Genomic DNA, 17,400 nt, shown 5'->3' with positions numbered 1-17,400 from the left:
AACTAACGTGATTTTTTATTGATATTTCGTTCAACAAACCGCATTATTCATTCGTCGGTATAAGCCGTCATATCAGAAGGTAAAACAAACTGTATGGAATGGATCGCAGATCCTTCGATTTGGGCGGGCCTCGCTACCCTTATCGTTCTAGAAATCGTTCTTGGTATTGATAACCTCGTCTTCATCGCCATTCTGGCAGATAAGCTCCCGCCAAAGCTGCGTGATAGAGCCCGTGTAACTGGACTTTTATTAGCCCTGATTATGCGTGTTGTGCTTCTATTTAGCTTGTCATGGCTCATTACCCTCACGAAACCAATATTAACTCTCTTTGAGCATCCTTTTAGTGCTCGAGATTTAATCATGTTGGTGGGTGGTCTATTCCTCTTGTTTAAAGCCACAATGGAACTAAACGAGCGGCTGGAGGGGAAAGACGAACACACCAATACTCAAAGAAAGACATCGAATTTCTGGGCTGTTGTTGCACAAATTATTGTTCTTGATGCCGTATTCTCACTGGACTCCGTGATCACCGCTGTCGGCATGGTTGACCATATCGGCGTAATGATTGCCGCTGTAACCATTGCTATGGTATTAATGATTTGGGCAAGTAAACCGTTAACTAGCTTTGTTAACCAGCACCCAACCATTGTCATACTGTGTTTAAGCTTCTTACTGATGATTGGTTTCAGCTTAGTTGCCGAAGGGTTTGGCTATGCCATACCGAAAGGTTACTTATACGCTGCAATTGGCTTCTCTATCATGATTGAAGTCCTAAACCAATTTGCCCAATTTAACCGACGTAAATTCCTTAAAGGCTCACGTCCACTACGTGAACGTACAGCAGAGGCGGTATTACGCATTCTTAGCGGTAATAATGAGCGTGGGGAATTAGACCCACATACTTCTGATCTTATCGCTGATAATCAATCGGTTTTTGACCCACAAGAGCGTTTAATGATTGCTCGAGTGCTCGGTATGGCACAACGTAACGTAGAAAGCATTATGACTTCACGCCATGATGTGGATTATCTCGACATTAATAAATCATCTTCAGATTTACTGCAATTAATGGAGAAAAACCCACACTCACGTTTAGTTGTCATTGATGAAACGATCAGTGATGAACCTGTTGGGGTGGTACATGTAATGGATTTGGTTAAACAGCAATTAAAAGGCCAGCCATTAAACTTACGAGCACTGATTACCCAGCCATTGATATTCCCTGAAGGGTTATCGCTATTAAAGGCACTTGAGCAATTCCGTAAAGCGCATACTCACTTTGCCTTTGTTGTCGATGAGTTTGGTTCTATCGAAGGTATCGTAACATTGACTGACGTGATGGAAACGATCGCAGGTAACTTGCCGGTTGGTGATGAAGAAAATGACTCACGCCACGACATTCAAAAACTGGATGATGGTACTTGGATTGCCAACGGCTTTATGCCACTTGAAGACCTGATCATGTTTATCCCTATGGAATTAGACGATAAACGTGAGTATGAAACGATTGCGGGTCTTTTAATGGAACACTTACAACGTGTTCCTGAAGTGGGAGAGCAAGTCACTATCAATGGTTGTATTTTCCAACCACTGGAAGTCAATAGCCACCGAGTCAATAAAGTGTTAATCACGCCACCTGCCCCTGAAGGGGATGGTTATGAGTTTGAAGATGACTAACCTTTAGCGCTAATACAAAAATGCCGACCTCTGTGTCGGTATTTTTTTGCCTCATTTTTAGTGAAAAATAACAATTTAATAAAGTAAATAAAAAAACCACATCGTTTTTTAAAAGAAATAAACATTGAAACACTGAATAATTCATAGCATTAAATACACCCAAACTTTATAAAGGTCATGCTATGCGAGCAAATAGTCAGTCTCTAAATGTAAATACATTACAAGCGTCAAATATTAATAAAAGTACCAATAAATCATCAGGGAAAATTGCAGTTACAGCAAGCCGTATTCAAAATAGTGCGGAACAATGCCCTGTAGCCTCTAAAAAGAAAGTCTGTTTTTCAGACGTCAGCCAAATGAAAGAGTTTTCTAGTAAAGAAGCTCCTAGTGAAATAGCAAAAACTCGATCTTTTGATATTTCAACTAGCACAGGATTACCAATCACATCTAAAAAAACTGTCACCACTGAAAATATAAAAAACTTGAGAAGTGATACATCTAAAAATTTATCAAACATCGCAAAAAAAATAAAAAGTATTGGCACCTCAGATGGACGAGGATCTAAGATCATCTTATCTGAAAATACAATGACTAAATTGAATAACAAACTATCAGAATTAAAAGGGAATGTTCAAGACTATAGGAATGAATTAGAACGTTCAACTTATCAGCACAATAGTAAAAAAGAAAATGTACTTAATGAATTAGAAGGTAAAATAAATAATACAATAGCAATATTTCAACAAGGTAATGCTAAAAATAGCTTTTTATCTGGAGAATTCTCGATTGATAAAACTTCAAGAACCTATGCAGATACACAGAACAGAAAAGAAGACTATAAAACAGGAAATGGCTACTATTGATTTTCGGCTGATAACACAAAGCGGGAAAAACTACGCTTTTATCCCGCTTTGTCAGCAACCTCAAACACTCATTTAAGGGTATTTTGTTGTCTTAAAGGGCATTCAATAAATCATTAAGCCCTTTATTTTCTTCTTTCTTTAAAAAATTACCAAGGGCTTCTTTGGCTTGAGTTCGTAACTCATTACGCAGTAGTTTTTCCACATCTAATTGGTATTTTAAATTATTCCAACTACCATAAATACGCAGTGGAATAGTCATTGCTTGCAATTGCTGGACTAAACGTGAATCACCGCCCCAGCCGTTAGCAATATTAACCCCTAAATTGACATCAATGGTTTCATTAGGGATATTTATACGGCCTTGCCCACTAATATTCACTAAGGATGACATTGCATTCATAGAGGAAATGTTCAAATTACCTTTATTTAATTTCCCTGCTACAGTGAAGGAATCAACCTCAGTGACGTTACCCGTATTCACTGGTGCATTAATTTTATTGGTTACTCTGGAAACGGATTGCTGAATTAATAAAGGAATATTCAACCCCTGCAATTTTGCATTTCTTAACTCAAAATTAACAGGCCCCTGCCATTGATTTTTTACTGCATGGTCATCATAACCTACACCCGATAATGTAGCATTTAACGAAATTACCCCACTTAATTTTTGTGGCATATTGAAGGCTTTTAATAGTGGTGTTAGGTCGATATTTTTAAAATCCGGCCTTGCGGAAACGTATGCAGGCGTTGAACTGTAATTAAATGTCACTGGTAATGAGAAGGCACCACCAAATGCCTTACCCTGTAATTTTGAAACCGTCAAACGAGGTGTTTGGTTTTGTGCCTCAAAAACTACGTCACTAACCATCATTCCACGATAGATTAACTGGTTAATGGCTAAATTGATATTGGCGGAAAATGCCTGCAAGCCAGATAAATCATATTGTTGAGGATTTGCACCAGAAATAACCGGTTTAACACCAACACGGTTATTATTCACCTCTGATTCGATATGGGTACTGCTAGGCATAGTCCCCAGTAAGTTATCTAAATCTAATTTTTCGGCCACTAAATTGACCATTATTTTGGGGGTATCGGCTAATTGTATACTGGCATCGCCTGACAGGGCACTTTCATTAGCCGTTATCACCAAATGGCTTAAACTGGCACTTTCTACTTTCCCTTTGGTGTATAGAAAATCACTTGTTATTTGCCCTTCAATTCCACTTTCAGGCAAATCAACACCACTCAATTTATAATCAAATTGCGTTAATTGCCCACTAATCTTTTGATTTACATCCGATAAATCGATATCTGCACGTAAATTAAATACAAACTCTTGTTGGTTTTTATTTAGATTTCCACTGAATTTAACGGCGACCTGTTTTTTATCACTTTTCTTCAGTGATAAATCAATGTTACGTAGGTTAAACACATCTTTAGATGTTTGCCAAATCACTAAGCTATTGGAAATATTAATTTTTTCTATATCTAATAACCAGCTATTTTTCTCTGGTAAAGGGGAGGATGTAGGCACACCACCTGGCGCGACAGGAGCATTACGGTGAGTTTGGATTTCGCTATCCGGTGTTTTGCGGATAACAGCACCATCAATCACAATTTGCTCAACAGAAAGCTTATGGGAAATAAGTGGCCATAATTCAACATCTAAGCGCATATTATCTGCACTTAGTATGGGTTTAGCGGCATTCGGTGCAGTAAGGGAAACAGGGCCAGTAATAATGCTTAAAGTTGGCCATACATGCCAACGCATATCACCGTTGAATTCAAGTTGATAACCGCTTTTTTTCTCTACCTGTTCAACAATATAATGACGAAAATCATTCGGGTTCACCAACATTACAAGTGTGGTTAACCCTGCAACAATTACCACGAGTAAAATAATCAGTGTCGTCAAAAAACGTTTCATTCTTCCCTCTCTTAAATTCCGCTTGCGCTCACCACAAAAATGAACTCACACCTATCCCTGAAAATGGGCGGAAATTACCTGTTTAATCTCCATTAAACGCCGCAATTTCCGCAAAGTTCACCGGTTATCAGTCTTCGCTGATACGGCTACCAACAGCACCTTGTTGGTTTTTATATTTAGCGTCTTGTCGGCTATTATAAGGGCGATCAGCACTACCAGATAACGGCTCAAAACTTAATGCGCCAATCACCATGCCAGGACGCAACGCTAACGGTAATTTACCTGAATTGTAGAATTCTAGCACGATTTGCCCATGCCAACCGGGGTCAATTCGATGTGCTGTTACGTGCACCATCAAACCTAACCTCGCTAATGAAGAGCGCCCGTCTAGCCAACCGACAAGGTTATCAGGGAGCGTAACAGACTCAAGCGTCACTGCAAGTGCTAATTCACCTGGATGTAGGAAAAAGGGCTCATCTTCATCAAGCACAATTTCATCACTCATGACGCGATCTAATGCGGCATTAACCTCATCTTTAGGGCCACTAAGGTCAATAAATGCAGCCGTGTGTCCTCGAAAAACACGGAATTGATTTCCTAAACGAACATCTGCAGTTGCACCATTGATTCGTTCAACTGGTGGGCGTGGGCTAATAACTAATTTACCATCATCCATCCATTGAATAATATCGCGGTCACAAAGACGCATGGTTGTTTCCCCCTTCATTATTTTAATTTCTGCGCGGTTTAATCTTGACAGAATTCGCCAATTTTCGCTTTCAAGATATCAATCGCAACACGGTTTTTCCCCCCGCGAGGTACTATAATATCGGCATATTGCTTTGATGGCTCAATAAATTGCAAAAACATTGGGCGAACCGTTTTATTATATTGGTCAATAACGGAGTCGAGCGTTCTGCCCCTTTCATTTACATCACGTTTAATACGGCGCATCAAGCAAATATCAAGTGGCGTATCGACAAAAATAGAAAAATCCATTTCACCACGTAAGCGCTTATCTGTTAATAATAAAATACCTTCAATGATAATAACTTTTTTAGGTTTAAACGTGATGGTTTTCTGTTTACGGGTATGAGCGACATAGTCGTATTGCGGAATTTCTACTGCTTGACCACTTTTCAGTGATTTGAGATGTTCATAAAGCAAGCTGTGGTCCATCGAGTTAGGATGGTCATAATTTACTTTAAGACGCTCTTCCATTGGGACATCGGCTTGGTCCTTGTAATAACAATCTTCTGGAATAACACCGATATTATGATCACCAACCTGTTCCCTTAATTCACGGTATAACGTGCTGGCAATTAAGCTTTTGCCAGATGCAGAGGCTCCCGATATACCTACAATGGTACAGTGATGCGCTATGTCAGTCATAAAATGATAACCTGGTTAAATATTAGAAATGAAAATACACAACAACAAAATGTTATGTTGGCGGAATTATAGGGGGTAATGGCGTGTTGTTCCAGCATACCTCAACAAAGTTCGCTAAAAAAACACCCATTAGATAGGAAATGCCGTAAATCAAAGCGTACAAAATGTCATTTATACACTAAAACTGTTTTTTTCCTTCTAATACCGCAATGCGATTTTCAATCGTAGGGTGAGTTGAAAACACAGAATCGCCCTTATTAAAAATATAAGCGGCCTTACGGTAAGCTTGGCCTGTACTCGTTTCATCATAATCATGGGTTTCATGCTTCCCTGATATTTTTTTCAATGCGCTGATCATCGCTTGGTTATCAGAAGTCAGATCAACCGCTGCGGCATCCGCCATATATTCACGGGTACGCGATAAATAAAAATAGAGAATTTGTGTTATCCACGGTAAAACAAAATTCAGAACTAATAGGATCATTTGCGCTTTGTTCGCCGCATTATTGCGACTGCGCCCTGCTGTTCGAATAAAAATCTGACTAAATAAATTGGTCACGGTTAAAATCACATTCGCCAAAATCCCCACGTACAGAGTTAATTTTGAATCACCGTGAATAATGTGCCCAACTTCATGAGCAAGAACGGCTTGAACCTCTTGCCGATTAAGTGTCTGTAATAAGCCTCTTGTCACCCCCACAAGTGCATTACGATTATTCCACCCTGCTGCGAAAGCATTAGGCTCGTCCGTTTCTAAAATATATAAGCGAGGAATATAGCCTAAGCTGGCACTTAAACTTAATTCTTCAATAATATTAAAAAGTTGCTTTTCTTGGGGGATATTCGCATTTTCTTGGGTGATTTCTCTGGCATTCATCCCAGCTAACATCATTTTATGGCCTCTAAAATGAATATAAATTAGCCCAAGGAAGGTTAAACCTAAAACAATGAAAGTGGCGATAGGTAATTCATGAAGTGTCACAAACATCATCGCATTGTCGACCAAATCCAATTGTTCATTTGGATGTGTTGCAATATCCGCCAGTAATCCAATGATTAGCATTAAAAAAATATAGCTCATCACCACCAAACGTGTGCGAATATTATTTTTACGAATGACGTTTCTAAAATCCATAATGTAACCTGTTATCTACTACTCATAAAATATCGGAACACCATAAGGCATCCCGATGATTTATCACTTCAAAGGTTTAAAGGCTTTTAATCAAAATTAATTCGACGTGATTCCTCAGTCTTAATGGTTTCTTCATCAAGACGCCAATATTCCTTTGAAATTTTTAAGCTAGGAATAATGCCAACAATGAGTGCCGCAGGCATAGAAGCGATATACGCATTATAAGTTTCTAATGAACGGTTATAACCACGTTTAGCAAATGACAATTTATTTTCTGAAGAAACGATTTCTTCTTGTAAATTTGCCATAATTGCATCGGATTTTAGCTCAGGATAAGCTTCAACCGCGACATTAATTGCCCCACTTGATACCATTTTTGATAACGCATCTTCAGCTTCACGGGCTTTATCCCCTGTCGCCGTTTGTGCTTGCGTCCGTAGTTCAGTAATTTTACTGAACACTTCGCTTTCATGGCTTAAATATTTTTTAACTGTTGCCAATAAGCTATCAAATACTTTTCCACGACGATCTAATTGAACTGAAATTTCTGTTTCACTCGAAATAACAGCTTCTCGCAATGCGACGATACGGTTATAAAAATAAATAACGATCAGCACCACGACAACAATAAAAATTAAAAATTTCATAGTCACCTTTTCGGGTTGCCCGTAGAAAGAAAACTGATTAAATAAAAGATGTGGCTATTCTACGCGAACATGACTCAATAAAGAAATGTTCCGCGAACAATTCAGAAAAATAGAAGGTTAAAAAAACACGTTTAGTAAAGAAAAGTATCAACAATAAATAAGGCTATCTAGTGATAAACTAAATAGCCTTTTTTCTCTATAACCGATTAAACGGCGCGGAAAGAAATCTCTGTTGGGATTTTATCCCCTTCCCAATACATCAAAGCTGAAATACCCGAAGCAATTTCACGGTAGATATCTGCAAATTCACCTTCAGGATCACGCATAACAGTAGGCTGGCCACGGTCAAGGTCTTCACGTAAAGAAATATGCAGAGGAACCTGCCCCAATAATTTAGTATGGTATTTTTCGGCTAATTTCTCAGCACCACCGGTACCGAAAATTGGCTCAACATGGCCACAATTACTGCAAATATGTGCGCTCATATTTTCAACAACACCCAGCACTGGGACATTGACTTTCTTAAACATCACAATACCTTTCATGGCATCGACCAAGGCGATATCTTGTGGAGTCGTCACCACAACAGCACCGGTTACTGGGATATTTTGAGAAAGTGTTAGCTGGATATCACCTGTTCCCGGTGGCATATCGATAACTAAGTAATCCAAATCAGGCCATAACGTATCTTGCAACATTTGCATCAACGCTTTGCTTGCCATTGGGCCACGCCAGACCATCGCGTTATCATCAGTCACTAAGTAACCGATTGAGTTTGTCGCCAAGCCATACGCCATAATTGGCGCCATGTGCTGACCATCTGGGGAGGTTGGGCGCTCTAAAGTTGTGCCTAACATATTTGGAATTGATGGGCCGTAAATATCCGCATCAAGGATCCCCACTTTCGCCCCTTCTTGCGCCAGTGCGAGCGCTAAGTTCACAGAAGTACTGGATTTACCAACACCACCTTTACCCGAACTGACGGCTAAGATATTACGAACACCATTAATACCCGGCAAATCATTTGCACGTTTTAATGTGGTGATGTCATGGCGCAGTTTCCATTCAACAGCATGAGCCCCTGTTTGTTGCTTTAATTCAGCAGTTTTTTCGCTAATTAAAGTTTGAAACGGCCCTTTCCAAACGAATGGCATAACTAATTCGACATGCAGCACATTGTCCAACATTGCACAATGATGTAACGCTTTGATAGAAATCAAATTACGTTGCAGTGTTGGGTGTGTAAATGAAGCCAAAACTTTGGAGACTTGTTCAGTCAGCAGTTCTGGTTTGTTCTGCTCGGGGGATTTATCGTTCATCCCGGCTCCTTTATTTATATTTTTGAACTATGTATATCCTAGAATAAGTTACAGAAAATTGGGCGGATATACTTTGACTGAGATTAATCATAACAGAGAACAGGAAGAAAGTTATTATATCGAGATAGGAAAAGCCACGAAGAGGTAAAAATTCTTTTTCAAACAAATTTCCAATTAATATTTTATACCCCTAGCAGCGATGGTTTTGATCGGTTAACATCAAAGACCCTTTTCAAATAATGGAAGTAAGAAAGTTACTATGTCTCAAGTCGCGAATAAATTACTGGTAACCTGTGCGTTACCCTATGCTAACGGTTCAATCCATCTTGGTCATATCCTGGAACACATTCAGGCTGATATTTGGGTCCGTTATCAGCGAATGCGCGGCAAAGAGGTTCACTTTATCTGTGCCGATGACGCGCACGGAACTCCAATCATGCTTAAAGCTCAACAACTTGGCGTAACGCCAGAAGAGATGATTGCGGCAGTGAACCAAGAGCATCAGAACGATTTTGCTGGTTTCGCCATTAGTTATGATAACTACCACTCCACACACAGTGAAGAAAACAAAGTTTTATCAGAGCTGATTTACGGGAAACTAAAAAATAACGGTTTTATTAAGAACCGTACTATTTCACAGCTTTTCGACCCAGAAAAAGGCATGTTCTTACCGGATCGCTTCGTTAAAGGCACTTGTCCAAAATGTAAAGCCGAAGACCAATATGGTGATAACTGTGAAGTCTGTAGCGCAACCTATAGCCCAACAGAACTGATTAACCCACGTTCAGTGATTTCTGGCGCTACACCTGTAATGCGTGATTCAGAACACTTTTTCTTTGATCTTCCTGCATTTAGCGACATGCTTCAAGCGTGGACTCGCTCAGGCGCATTACAAGAACAAGTCGCCAACAAAATGCAAGAGTGGTTCGAATCAGGCCTACAACAATGGGATATTACCCGTGATGCGCCTTATTTCGGTTTTGAAATTCCTGATGCGCCGGGTAAATATTTCTATGTTTGGTTAGATGCGCCTATCGGTTACATGGGCTCCTTTAAAAACCTGTGTGACAAACGCGGCGATCTTGATTTTGATGAGTTTTGGAATAAAAATTCGAAAACCGATCTTTACCACTTCATTGGTAAAGATATCGTCTATTTCCACAGCCTGTTTTGGCCTGCTATGTTAGAAGGTAGCCAGTATCGTAAACCAACAAACCTGTTTGTTCATGGCTATGTCACGGTTAACGGGGCAAAAATGTCTAAATCGCGCGGAACATTTATTACTGCGCGTTCGTATTTAGATCATTTAGATGCTGACTGCTTGCGCTATTACTATGCAGCAAAACTGTCTTCGCGTATTGATGACATCGATTTTAATTTGGAAGATTTCGTCCAGCGCGTCAACAGCGACATCGTCAATAAAGTGGTTAACTTGGCATCACGTAATGCGGGCTTTATTGCTAAACGCTTTGATGGCAAATTATCAGCAAACCTTGCTGAGCCAGAGTTATACCAACAATTTATCGATGCAGCTAAAGTTATCGGTGAGGATTATAACAACCGTGAATATAACAAAGCGATCCGTGAAATCATGGCATTAGCCGATATCGCAAACCGCTATGTTGATGAAAAAGCACCTTGGGTTGTCGCCAAACAAGAAGGTAAAGATCAAGAACTGCAAGATATTTGCTCGATGGGCATCAACTTATTCCGCGTTCTGATGACGTACCTGAAACCTGTTTTGCCGGGTCTTACTAAGCGTGCTGAAGCTTTCTTAAATAGTGAATTATCATGGGATGCGATTAACGCCCCATTACTGAACCACAGCGTTGCGCCATTTAAAGCGTTGTTTAACCGCATTGAAATGGCAAAAGTGGATGCGATGGTTGAAGCCTCAAAAGAGAGCATCAAACCCGTACAGCAACTTACGGGGCCACTTGCCGATGACCCAATTCAAGAAACCATCACTTTTGATGATTTTGCGAAAATTGACCTGCGAATTGCATTAATCAAGCAAGCTGATTTTGTTGAAGGCTCAGACAAGCTACTGAAATTGCAATTGGATATCGGTGGTGAAACGCGCCAAGTATTTTCTGGTATTCGCTCCGCTTATCCAGACCCTAAAGCTTTAGAAGGCCGTTTAACGGTGATGGTTGCCAACCTCGCGCCACGTAAAATGCGTTTCGGTGTTTCTGAAGGCATGGTAATGGCAGCAGGTCCTGGCGGTAAAGATATCTTCTTACTCAGCCCAGACAGTGGTGCACAACCCGGTATGCAAGTTAAATAACCCATACTTGCTCTAGTCTGTTATTCATCAAAAGTGGGAAGCTAAATACTTCCCACTTTTTTATTGGCTTTTTATTGTGATCGGTAGCACAATAATAAAGTTAATTGTATGATGAATAGATATTACATTACAGGACCAGTCTCATGTCATTTAAACAGGTACTGATAACGGGATGGCAATATTTGCGAGCTTTCGCAATACTCTACCTTTGCCTGATTATTGGAAACCTTATCTCAACACTACTTCCATTCTCCATCCCTGGCAGCATTGTCGGCATGTTAATTTTATTCATATTGCTTGCGTTACAAATTATCCCCGCGAAGTGGGCACAACCCGGTTGCAGCATTTTGTTGAAAAATATGACCATCCTGTTTGTTCCTATTGGTGTTGGCATAATGAATTACTATGAATTACTCAGCCAACAAATGATTCCTATCATCGTTTCCTGTGTAGTTAGTACCTTAATCGTTATGGTGGTTGTCGCCATCAGTTCCAACTATATTCATAAGGAACGCCCTGTCGTTGGGGCTCAACCTGATGACGTTCCTTTACCCCCCGAAGACCCAATTTCTTCGGTCATTAATAATGATAAAACTAAGGGGAATGAATAATGTTAGAACATATTTGGTGGTCATTACCGCTGACCATTGTGGTGTTTTATTTAGCGCGTAAGTTGTCGACCACATTTAAGTTACCGATTTTAAACCCACTATTAATTACTATTGCGGTATTGATTGCACTACTAGTAATCACGAATACCTCTTATGAGCACTATTTTGCAGGTAGCAAAATACTCAATGATTTACTACAACCCGCAGTCGTTGCGCTCGCTTTTCCACTTTACGAACAAATGCACCAAATTCGTGCCCAGTGGAAATCTTTATTAAGCATTTGTTTTGCAGGTAGTTTAGTGGCCATGTTCAGCGGTGCTGCCATCGCACTATGGTTGGGGGCAACCCCAGATATCGCGGGTTCTATTTTACCTAAATCAGTAACTACTCCTATTGCGATGGCTGTCGCTGATTCTGTTGGTGGGATCCCTGCGATTAGTGCCGCTTGCGTGTTGTTTGTTGGGATCTTAGGCGCCATGTTTGGCCATAGCTTATCTGATGTACTGCGTGTACGAACCCACGCTTCAAGAGGGCTCGCGATGGGAACCGCTTCCCACGCCCTAGGCACTGCCCGCTGTGCCGAAGTGAATTACATTGAAGGTGCTTATAGTTCCCTTGCATTAATGACCTGTGGGGTTATCACCTCACTTATTGCCCCATTTATATTCCCTGTCATTTTACATCTTTTTAGCTAAGCTTAATTCACTGAGCCAAAAACAAAGCATATGAGTAAGAGGAGTCCATTAGCCTCTTGCTCATACGCACACTGATAAAATATGAGATATATCTCACAACAAAAGAATATGTTTCATGTATTACATCCAAAATAGTGATAATTATCACACATAATTCTACGTATTATTGAATAGAATAAAAACAATTAAAATAGGGAGAGTAACTCATGCATTCAAGATTTAAGGCCGCTTGGGCCGAGCTTCCAGAAAAGTTACAGTCAGTACTTAGACCTATCATTGATAAATCTGATTTTCAAGGCATGTTAACGGCGGAACAAGTTGAACAGATTAAAGCTGAAACAAGTGTAGACGACGCTGAGTTAGCCTTTGCATTATTGCCTTTTGCTGCTGCCTATGCCCTCACTCCTATTTCCCATTTTAACGTGGGTGCAATCGCACGTGGAGCAAGTGGTAACTTGTATTTTGGTGCCAATATGGAATTTAGCCATGTATCAATGGGCCAAGTGATCCATGCAGAACAGTGTGCAGTGACACACTCTTGGATGAAAGGTGAAACGCAGATTACCTCAATTACTGTAAATTACACACCTTGTGGCCACTGCCGCCAATTTATGAATGAATTACGTGAAGGTGGTAAAATTATGGTGAATTTACCAGGTCGCACACCTGCGGTACTACACCACTATTTACCCGACTCATTTGGGCCGTCTGACCTCAATATTACCACTTTACTGCTAGACCCTGTTGACCATGGCTATAAAAACCAAAGCCGTGACCGGTTATTAAGTGCAGCAATTGAGGCTGCAAACCAATCCCATGCACCTTATAGCCAATCCCATTCAGGAATTGCGTTACAATTAAAAGATGGCTCACTGTTTACCGGACGCTACGCAGAAAATGCCGCATTCAACCCAAGTTTACCGCCACTACAAGCCGCTTTAATTATGATTAACCTTGCAGGTAAAGATATTCACGCCATCGACCAAGCTAAGTTTGTTGAAAAACAAGATGCAATTATCAAACATTGGTATGTTACCGAAAATACATTACAGGCATTGGGTTGCCAAAATATTGAATTAGCTTATTTGGATTAATTTTATATTTATTTAAATATAACGGTTATTGCTGGGAGCTTGAATAAACAGCAATAACCGTATAGTTGCTATTAGAACTTTAATCTTGTTCACAAAACCATTTACCTGCAAAGTGGCCATCCATAATAGAACTCACTAGTTTTGATTAATATATGCCCTAGTAAGTGAATTCATTAAACAATTTTTCTGTTTCATTTATCGTCTCTTCTAGTGTAATAACTAAAGGGATCTTTCGCATTTTTTCTAGCCAAGCTTGGCTTTGTTGCTGTTTTATCGATGCAGATTGCGCGGCTTCTTCTTTCATGTCTAGCCAAATGCTAGCAAATAACGCTGATTCACCATTAAGTGATTTATTAGAAAAGCTATTTAATAGTTTCCCTATAATTTTATTCTGTTTATCTATAGATAATACTTCAAATACATCTTTAAATAACCAACCTTCATAAGGAATTCCTGTATTTAACATCGCTTCTTTTTTTATTTTAATAAATTCTTGATGTGTAATATCACCAATTGGAATGTTATCACTTTCTTTCCGATTTTTCATAATTCGTCCATATGCTAATTTTACTTCTTTTTGATACCGACTCCGTTTTTCACTGGTAAATGACTCACCCCGTGCCTTCATCTGATTATTTAAAAATTCTTTTTCTAGATAAATAAAAATACTAAAATATTTATCATCCGAATTATTAACCTTTTGAATATTGTCTTTATCAGTAAAAGCATAACCTTTATTTAAAAGACTTAAACATGATAAAATTATACAAATAAAAATTAATGTAATAATAGATTTGTATTTAAATGATATCATTAGAACCCCTTCGATTTTTATTATAAAACTTTGAATCATCAATCATTTCTTCAAACATAAAATCTAACTTTCTCTCTAGCTTATTGACTAAAGAAATCCGCCTCATCTTCTCCAGCCATCTTTTGCTTTTAATTTGCTTGTCTGATGGTAGTTTGGAAGCCTCCCTTACCATTGCATACCAAAGCATCATGAATAATTTAGCTTCCTTCGCAGGATCGTTGTTATTCATCACAAAAACGAACTGTTGCCATAGTGCCTCTCGGTTTCTCTCATTAATAATATCTAAAACATCTGCTAAAATCCAAGCATGATAAGACATTCCCATTTCATTTAAATTCTCACGATAAAAATCCATTGCCTGTTCATGGCTTAATTTTTTAATAAATGCTTCTTTTGGATACTTTAAAAATTCTAACATTGGGTTATTATCTTTTCCCCCCTTGAAAATAACTAATTTTTTTCTATCAAATATTAAATCCTTAGATTCAGAAAAGTATAACATCTGTAGCATAAAGAAAAGACGTGGCGTTTTAACACCTTTTTTTTCACAAAAATTAGTTGTATTTTTTTTATTATATTTTACATTATTTCCTTGAGGATTTTGGCAAGCACCGAGAAGAAAAACTGAAAGCACAACTATTAATTTATAATTCATATACATCCTTGTGATTCATAAAGTTAGAAACCAATAATCTTAAAAATAAATTATGTAAAAAACACATTGCCCACATAAAAAGAAACATCAGTAATCACCATTCGTTTACTAATAACTAAAATAATTTATTTTATTATAAGTAGACTTTTTAAATATTAATTAAAACTAAAAGATCCTCCAGAAGAATAACCACTATAACTAAATTCAGGTATACTTGGCATTGAGGGTATTGAGTATTTATCTTCAAATGAGTCCATTGAATTGTTCATTGATGACATATTGTCTCTTAACTGGCCAATCATATTTTCAAAATGATGGTTATTTCTTATGGTATCTGTAGGGAAGTCTTTAAATCCTGGCGTTCCCGGAAGAACAACACTCGGGCGTTCTAGATAATAATTTGTTGGTGTTTCATTATCCTTAAACCTATCAAGTAGGTTTGTTGTACGAGGTGCTAATTGTCTATTCGGTTCGGATTTTGGATAAGTGCTTTCCAATATCGATTTATCTACCATATTGTGTGGATACTTAATTGGAGGTGTTGACTTGTTGTTTATTGATGGCATATTTCCCCTTAAATCATCAATCATACGGTCATACGGTCATACGGTCATAATGAGCAACATCTGGTTGATAATTAACTGATGGTGAATCAAATAAGCCTGTTTCTGGTAATATATAATCAGGTCTTTCTAGATAATATTCAGATAATAAATTTTTATGTGTAAATTCCGTTTGCCCACGCCAATCTGTTTGTACAGAAAATCGACTACCATCGCCAGATGGAAAATTCCAAAATGAAAAACGCTCTGTTCCTCTATCAATTAAAGGGTTTCCTGTATTATAAATAATTGTATTTATTCTATCCATATTATCTTCTTCTATATGAGATATAATATTTTGATAAGATTTCTTGGCTGTAACCACCACGCCATCTACTACATTATCAATATCCAGAACTCGTTTAGTCCAACTATGTATTTTAGGCTGCATATGCGCTGGAGCTTCATATAATGCTCTAAACATTATATCTTTAGTATTTATACTTAATAATATTTCACTTTCTATATCACCTACAGAATTTAAAGCTCTCTGCCAATAACTCTCTCTTTGTTCTCTAGGTAACACAAAAAATACAGGTTCTAAAGTCCATGCATCAGAAGGAAGATTATAATAAGAAAATACACTACTATGAAATAATTTAGCCTCTATGTGATTTATATCACCATAGATTACATCCTTTCCATCTTCAAATCTATTTTTTAGGGTTTGAACATAAGCTATTGCCATATCATAGCGAATACGCTCAATTATAAACTCATCTTGCACTCCAATATGCTCTAAAATAGCTTCATCTAAATAATTAAGCGCAAAAGCACCTGAAAGAGAATCACCTTTAACCACACTATTAGCTAATTTAGCATATCGGTCTCCTTTACTTTCCAAATATTCATACATCAACTTTGGTTCTTTGGTTACGTATAAAATTTTAATTGCATTAGAAACATCACTACGAGTTAACTTTAAATCACCCTTTCTAATTTCTTGAGTTCTCATATTATCTCCTAATTTTTAACATGGTCGAGTAAAAAAATGCGTATTTTTTCCCTCATTATATTGCTATTAGATAATTCTTTAGCATCAAAATAAAATTTAACCTTAGTTCCTATTTCTGGAATCAAAAAATATTGAAAACACTTATGATACTTCTCATCAATTGGTAACCATTCACACTCAATTAAAAAAATTACTTCATTATTAATTTCCTTCCAATAATATCCTTTTTTATTAAAATACATATCATCTTTATGACCAATACTTCTTCGTATTGTTACAGTCACTTCAGTAAAATAAAGATCCAACTCTTCATCATAATATAACTCCCCCTTTCTTTTGAGGTACCCCATATCTAAATACACGTGTTTTCTATAACTCAAATATTTTTCAGGGTTTCCTTTTAATGGTTCAGCATAAACTTCTATAATTTTAACATCATTACTTACCTCATTAGATGGTTTCAAATCAGACCAAGACATTCGCATTGGCAGCACACTAAAATTAGCCTCACACCCTTTTTTATTTTCAATAAACCTTGGGTCAAAATAGCTATACCCTTCATATTCAGCAAATGGAAAAACATACTCGCCAGGAACTTCTATAATATTCTTATTAAACTGCCCACAGACAAAACCGGGGCGGTTCTCGCCATTTACAATGCAGGAAAATAATAATAACGGTAGAATTAAACAAAAATATAATTTCATAATAATTGACACCTTAA

At 38.0% G+C, this 17,400-nt stretch carries 17 protein-coding genes; 6 read left to right on the top strand and 11 right to left on the bottom strand.

What is annotated here, in order from left to right; translation table 11 throughout:
* The first annotated feature begins 93 nt into the window (after positions 1 to 93).
* Positions 94 to 1,677: a TerC family protein gene (locus SJ312_RS00440; protein WP_004256484.1), complete on the top strand. Its 1,584-nt coding sequence runs from the start codon at positions 94 to 96 to the stop codon at positions 1,675 to 1,677.
* 182 nt (positions 1,678 to 1,859) lie between these two features.
* Positions 1,860 to 2,540: a hypothetical protein gene (locus tag SJ312_RS00435; RefSeq protein WP_165879257.1), complete on the top strand. Its 681-nt coding sequence runs from the start codon at positions 1,860 to 1,862 to the stop codon at positions 2,538 to 2,540.
* 91 nt (positions 2,541 to 2,631) lie between these two features.
* Here the strand turns inward: SJ312_RS00435 and asmA are convergent, their stop codons facing one another.
* The 6 genes from asmA to apbC form a co-directional block, all read right to left on the bottom strand.
* On the bottom strand, positions 2,632 to 4,470 hold the full coding sequence (asmA, locus tag SJ312_RS00430; protein WP_319866678.1) for an outer membrane assembly protein AsmA: 1,839 nt from the start codon (positions 4,468 to 4,470) through the stop codon (positions 2,632 to 2,634).
* 127 nt (positions 4,471 to 4,597) lie between these two features.
* Complete coding sequence (gene dcd / locus SJ312_RS00425; RefSeq protein ID WP_004909269.1) at positions 4,598 to 5,179, bottom strand: dCTP deaminase; 582 nt, start codon at positions 5,177 to 5,179, stop codon at positions 4,598 to 4,600.
* A 38-nt stretch (positions 5,180 to 5,217) separates the two neighbouring features.
* A complete protein-coding gene (gene udk, locus SJ312_RS00420) occupies positions 5,218 to 5,862 on the bottom strand; it encodes a uridine kinase (RefSeq protein WP_004256495.1) in 645 nt (214 codons plus the stop codon).
* Between the two features lie 178 nt (positions 5,863 to 6,040).
* Positions 6,041 to 6,997, bottom strand: a complete 957-nt coding sequence (htpX, locus tag SJ312_RS00415) for a zinc metalloprotease HtpX (RefSeq protein WP_319866677.1) — start codon at positions 6,995 to 6,997, stop codon at positions 6,041 to 6,043.
* Positions 6,998 to 7,083: 86 nt separating this feature from the next.
* Positions 7,084 to 7,644 (bottom strand): LemA family protein, encoded by a 561-nt coding sequence (locus SJ312_RS00410; RefSeq protein ID WP_272574700.1) that lies wholly within the window; start codon positions 7,642 to 7,644, stop codon positions 7,084 to 7,086.
* A gap of 206 nt (positions 7,645 to 7,850) precedes the next feature.
* Entirely contained in the window at positions 7,851 to 8,963 is a 1,113-nt protein-coding gene (gene apbC, locus SJ312_RS00405) for an iron-sulfur cluster carrier protein ApbC (RefSeq protein ID WP_004256506.1), read from the bottom strand.
* 259 nt (positions 8,964 to 9,222) lie between these two features.
* Between apbC and metG the strand changes: the two genes are divergently transcribed.
* The 4 genes from metG to cdd all read left to right on the top strand — a co-directional run bounded on the left by metG (position 9,223) and on the right by cdd (position 13,650).
* Entirely contained in the window at positions 9,223 to 11,250 is a 2,028-nt protein-coding gene (gene metG, locus SJ312_RS00400) for a methionine--tRNA ligase (RefSeq protein WP_094960636.1), read from the top strand.
* Between the two features lie 143 nt (positions 11,251 to 11,393).
* Positions 11,394 to 11,861, top strand: a complete 468-nt coding sequence (locus SJ312_RS00395; protein WP_096864138.1) for a CidA/LrgA family protein — start codon at positions 11,394 to 11,396, stop codon at positions 11,859 to 11,861.
* Positions 11,861 to 12,556 (top strand): CidB/LrgB family autolysis modulator, encoded by a 696-nt coding sequence (locus SJ312_RS00390; RefSeq protein WP_319866676.1) that lies wholly within the window; start codon positions 11,861 to 11,863, stop codon positions 12,554 to 12,556. Before SJ312_RS00395 ends, SJ312_RS00390 begins: the two co-directional genes overlap by 1 nt.
* A 206-nt stretch (positions 12,557 to 12,762) precedes the next feature.
* Complete coding sequence (gene cdd / locus SJ312_RS00385) at positions 12,763 to 13,650, top strand: cytidine deaminase (RefSeq protein ID WP_096864137.1); 888 nt, start codon at positions 12,763 to 12,765, stop codon at positions 13,648 to 13,650.
* A 157-nt stretch (positions 13,651 to 13,807) separates the two neighbouring features.
* Here cdd and SJ312_RS00380 read toward each other — a convergent pair whose 3' ends face one another.
* The 5 genes from SJ312_RS00380 to SJ312_RS00360 all read right to left on the bottom strand — a co-directional run bounded on the left by SJ312_RS00380 (position 13,808) and on the right by SJ312_RS00360 (position 17,383).
* On the bottom strand, positions 13,808 to 14,464 hold the full coding sequence (locus SJ312_RS00380) for a hypothetical protein (RefSeq protein ID WP_319866673.1): 657 nt from the start codon (positions 14,462 to 14,464) through the stop codon (positions 13,808 to 13,810).
* Complete coding sequence (locus tag SJ312_RS00375) at positions 14,451 to 15,119, bottom strand: hypothetical protein (protein WP_187710126.1); 669 nt, start codon at positions 15,117 to 15,119, stop codon at positions 14,451 to 14,453. The genes SJ312_RS00380 and SJ312_RS00375 overlap by 14 nt, the downstream gene beginning before the upstream one ends.
* A gap of 155 nt (positions 15,120 to 15,274) precedes the next feature.
* Positions 15,275 to 15,685, bottom strand: a complete 411-nt coding sequence (locus SJ312_RS00370) for a hypothetical protein (protein ID WP_187710125.1) — start codon at positions 15,683 to 15,685, stop codon at positions 15,275 to 15,277.
* Between the two features lie 28 nt (positions 15,686 to 15,713).
* Positions 15,714 to 16,676: a serine protease gene (locus SJ312_RS00365; RefSeq protein WP_272574701.1), complete on the bottom strand. Its 963-nt coding sequence runs from the start codon at positions 16,674 to 16,676 to the stop codon at positions 15,714 to 15,716.
* Between the two features lie 8 nt (positions 16,677 to 16,684).
* On the bottom strand, positions 16,685 to 17,383 hold the full coding sequence (locus SJ312_RS00360; protein ID WP_272574702.1) for a hypothetical protein: 699 nt from the start codon (positions 17,381 to 17,383) through the stop codon (positions 16,685 to 16,687).
* Positions 17,384 to 17,400 lie beyond the last annotated feature (17 nt).

The sequence above is a fragment of the Providencia sp. CIM-Carb-044 genome (assembly GCF_033901115.1).
GTDB classification, from domain to species: domain Bacteria; phylum Pseudomonadota; class Gammaproteobacteria; order Enterobacterales; family Enterobacteriaceae; genus Providencia; species Providencia hangzhouensis.
Note: the sequence above shows the minus strand (reverse complement) of the source record. Positions and strands in the feature narration are given on the sequence as shown.

What these genes read in the sequence shown, in the direction of transcription:
- SJ312_RS00440 (WP_004256484.1), top strand. Translation starts at nt 94, where the DNA reads ATGGAATGGATCGCAGATCCTTCGATTTGGGCGGGCCTCGCTACCCTT.
- SJ312_RS00435 (WP_165879257.1), top strand. Translation starts at nt 1,860, where the DNA reads ATGCGAGCAAATAGTCAGTCTCTAAATGTAAATACATTACAAGCGTCA.
- asmA (WP_319866678.1), bottom strand. Translation starts at nt 4,470, where the DNA reads ATGAAACGTTTTTTGACGACACTGATTATTTTACTCGTGGTAATTGTT.
- dcd (WP_004909269.1), bottom strand. Translation starts at nt 5,179, where the DNA reads ATGCGTCTTTGTGACCGCGATATTATTCAATGGATGGATGATGGTAAA.
- udk (WP_004256495.1), bottom strand. Translation starts at nt 5,862, where the DNA reads ATGACTGACATAGCGCATCACTGTACCATTGTAGGTATATCGGGAGCC.
- htpX (WP_319866677.1), bottom strand. Translation starts at nt 6,997, where the DNA reads ATGGATTTTAGAAACGTCATTCGTAAAAATAATATTCGCACACGTTTG.
- SJ312_RS00410 (WP_272574700.1), bottom strand. Translation starts at nt 7,644, where the DNA reads ATGAAATTTTTAATTTTTATTGTTGTCGTGGTGCTGATCGTTATTTAT.
- apbC (WP_004256506.1), bottom strand. Translation starts at nt 8,963, where the DNA reads ATGAACGATAAATCCCCCGAGCAGAACAAACCAGAACTGCTGACTGAA.
- metG (WP_094960636.1), top strand. Translation starts at nt 9,223, where the DNA reads ATGTCTCAAGTCGCGAATAAATTACTGGTAACCTGTGCGTTACCCTAT.
- SJ312_RS00395 (WP_096864138.1), top strand. Translation starts at nt 11,394, where the DNA reads ATGTCATTTAAACAGGTACTGATAACGGGATGGCAATATTTGCGAGCT.
- SJ312_RS00390 (WP_319866676.1), top strand. Translation starts at nt 11,861, where the DNA reads ATGTTAGAACATATTTGGTGGTCATTACCGCTGACCATTGTGGTGTTT.
- cdd (WP_096864137.1), top strand. Translation starts at nt 12,763, where the DNA reads ATGCATTCAAGATTTAAGGCCGCTTGGGCCGAGCTTCCAGAAAAGTTA.
- SJ312_RS00380 (WP_319866673.1), bottom strand. Translation starts at nt 14,464, where the DNA reads ATGATATCATTTAAATACAAATCTATTATTACATTAATTTTTATTTGT.
- SJ312_RS00375 (WP_187710126.1), bottom strand. Translation starts at nt 15,119, where the DNA reads ATGAATTATAAATTAATAGTTGTGCTTTCAGTTTTTCTTCTCGGTGCT.
- SJ312_RS00370 (WP_187710125.1), bottom strand. Translation starts at nt 15,685, where the DNA reads ATGCCATCAATAAACAACAAGTCAACACCTCCAATTAAGTATCCACAC.
- SJ312_RS00365 (WP_272574701.1), bottom strand. Translation starts at nt 16,676, where the DNA reads ATGAGAACTCAAGAAATTAGAAAGGGTGATTTAAAGTTAACTCGTAGT.
- SJ312_RS00360 (WP_272574702.1), bottom strand. Translation starts at nt 17,383, where the DNA reads ATGAAATTATATTTTTGTTTAATTCTACCGTTATTATTATTTTCCTGC.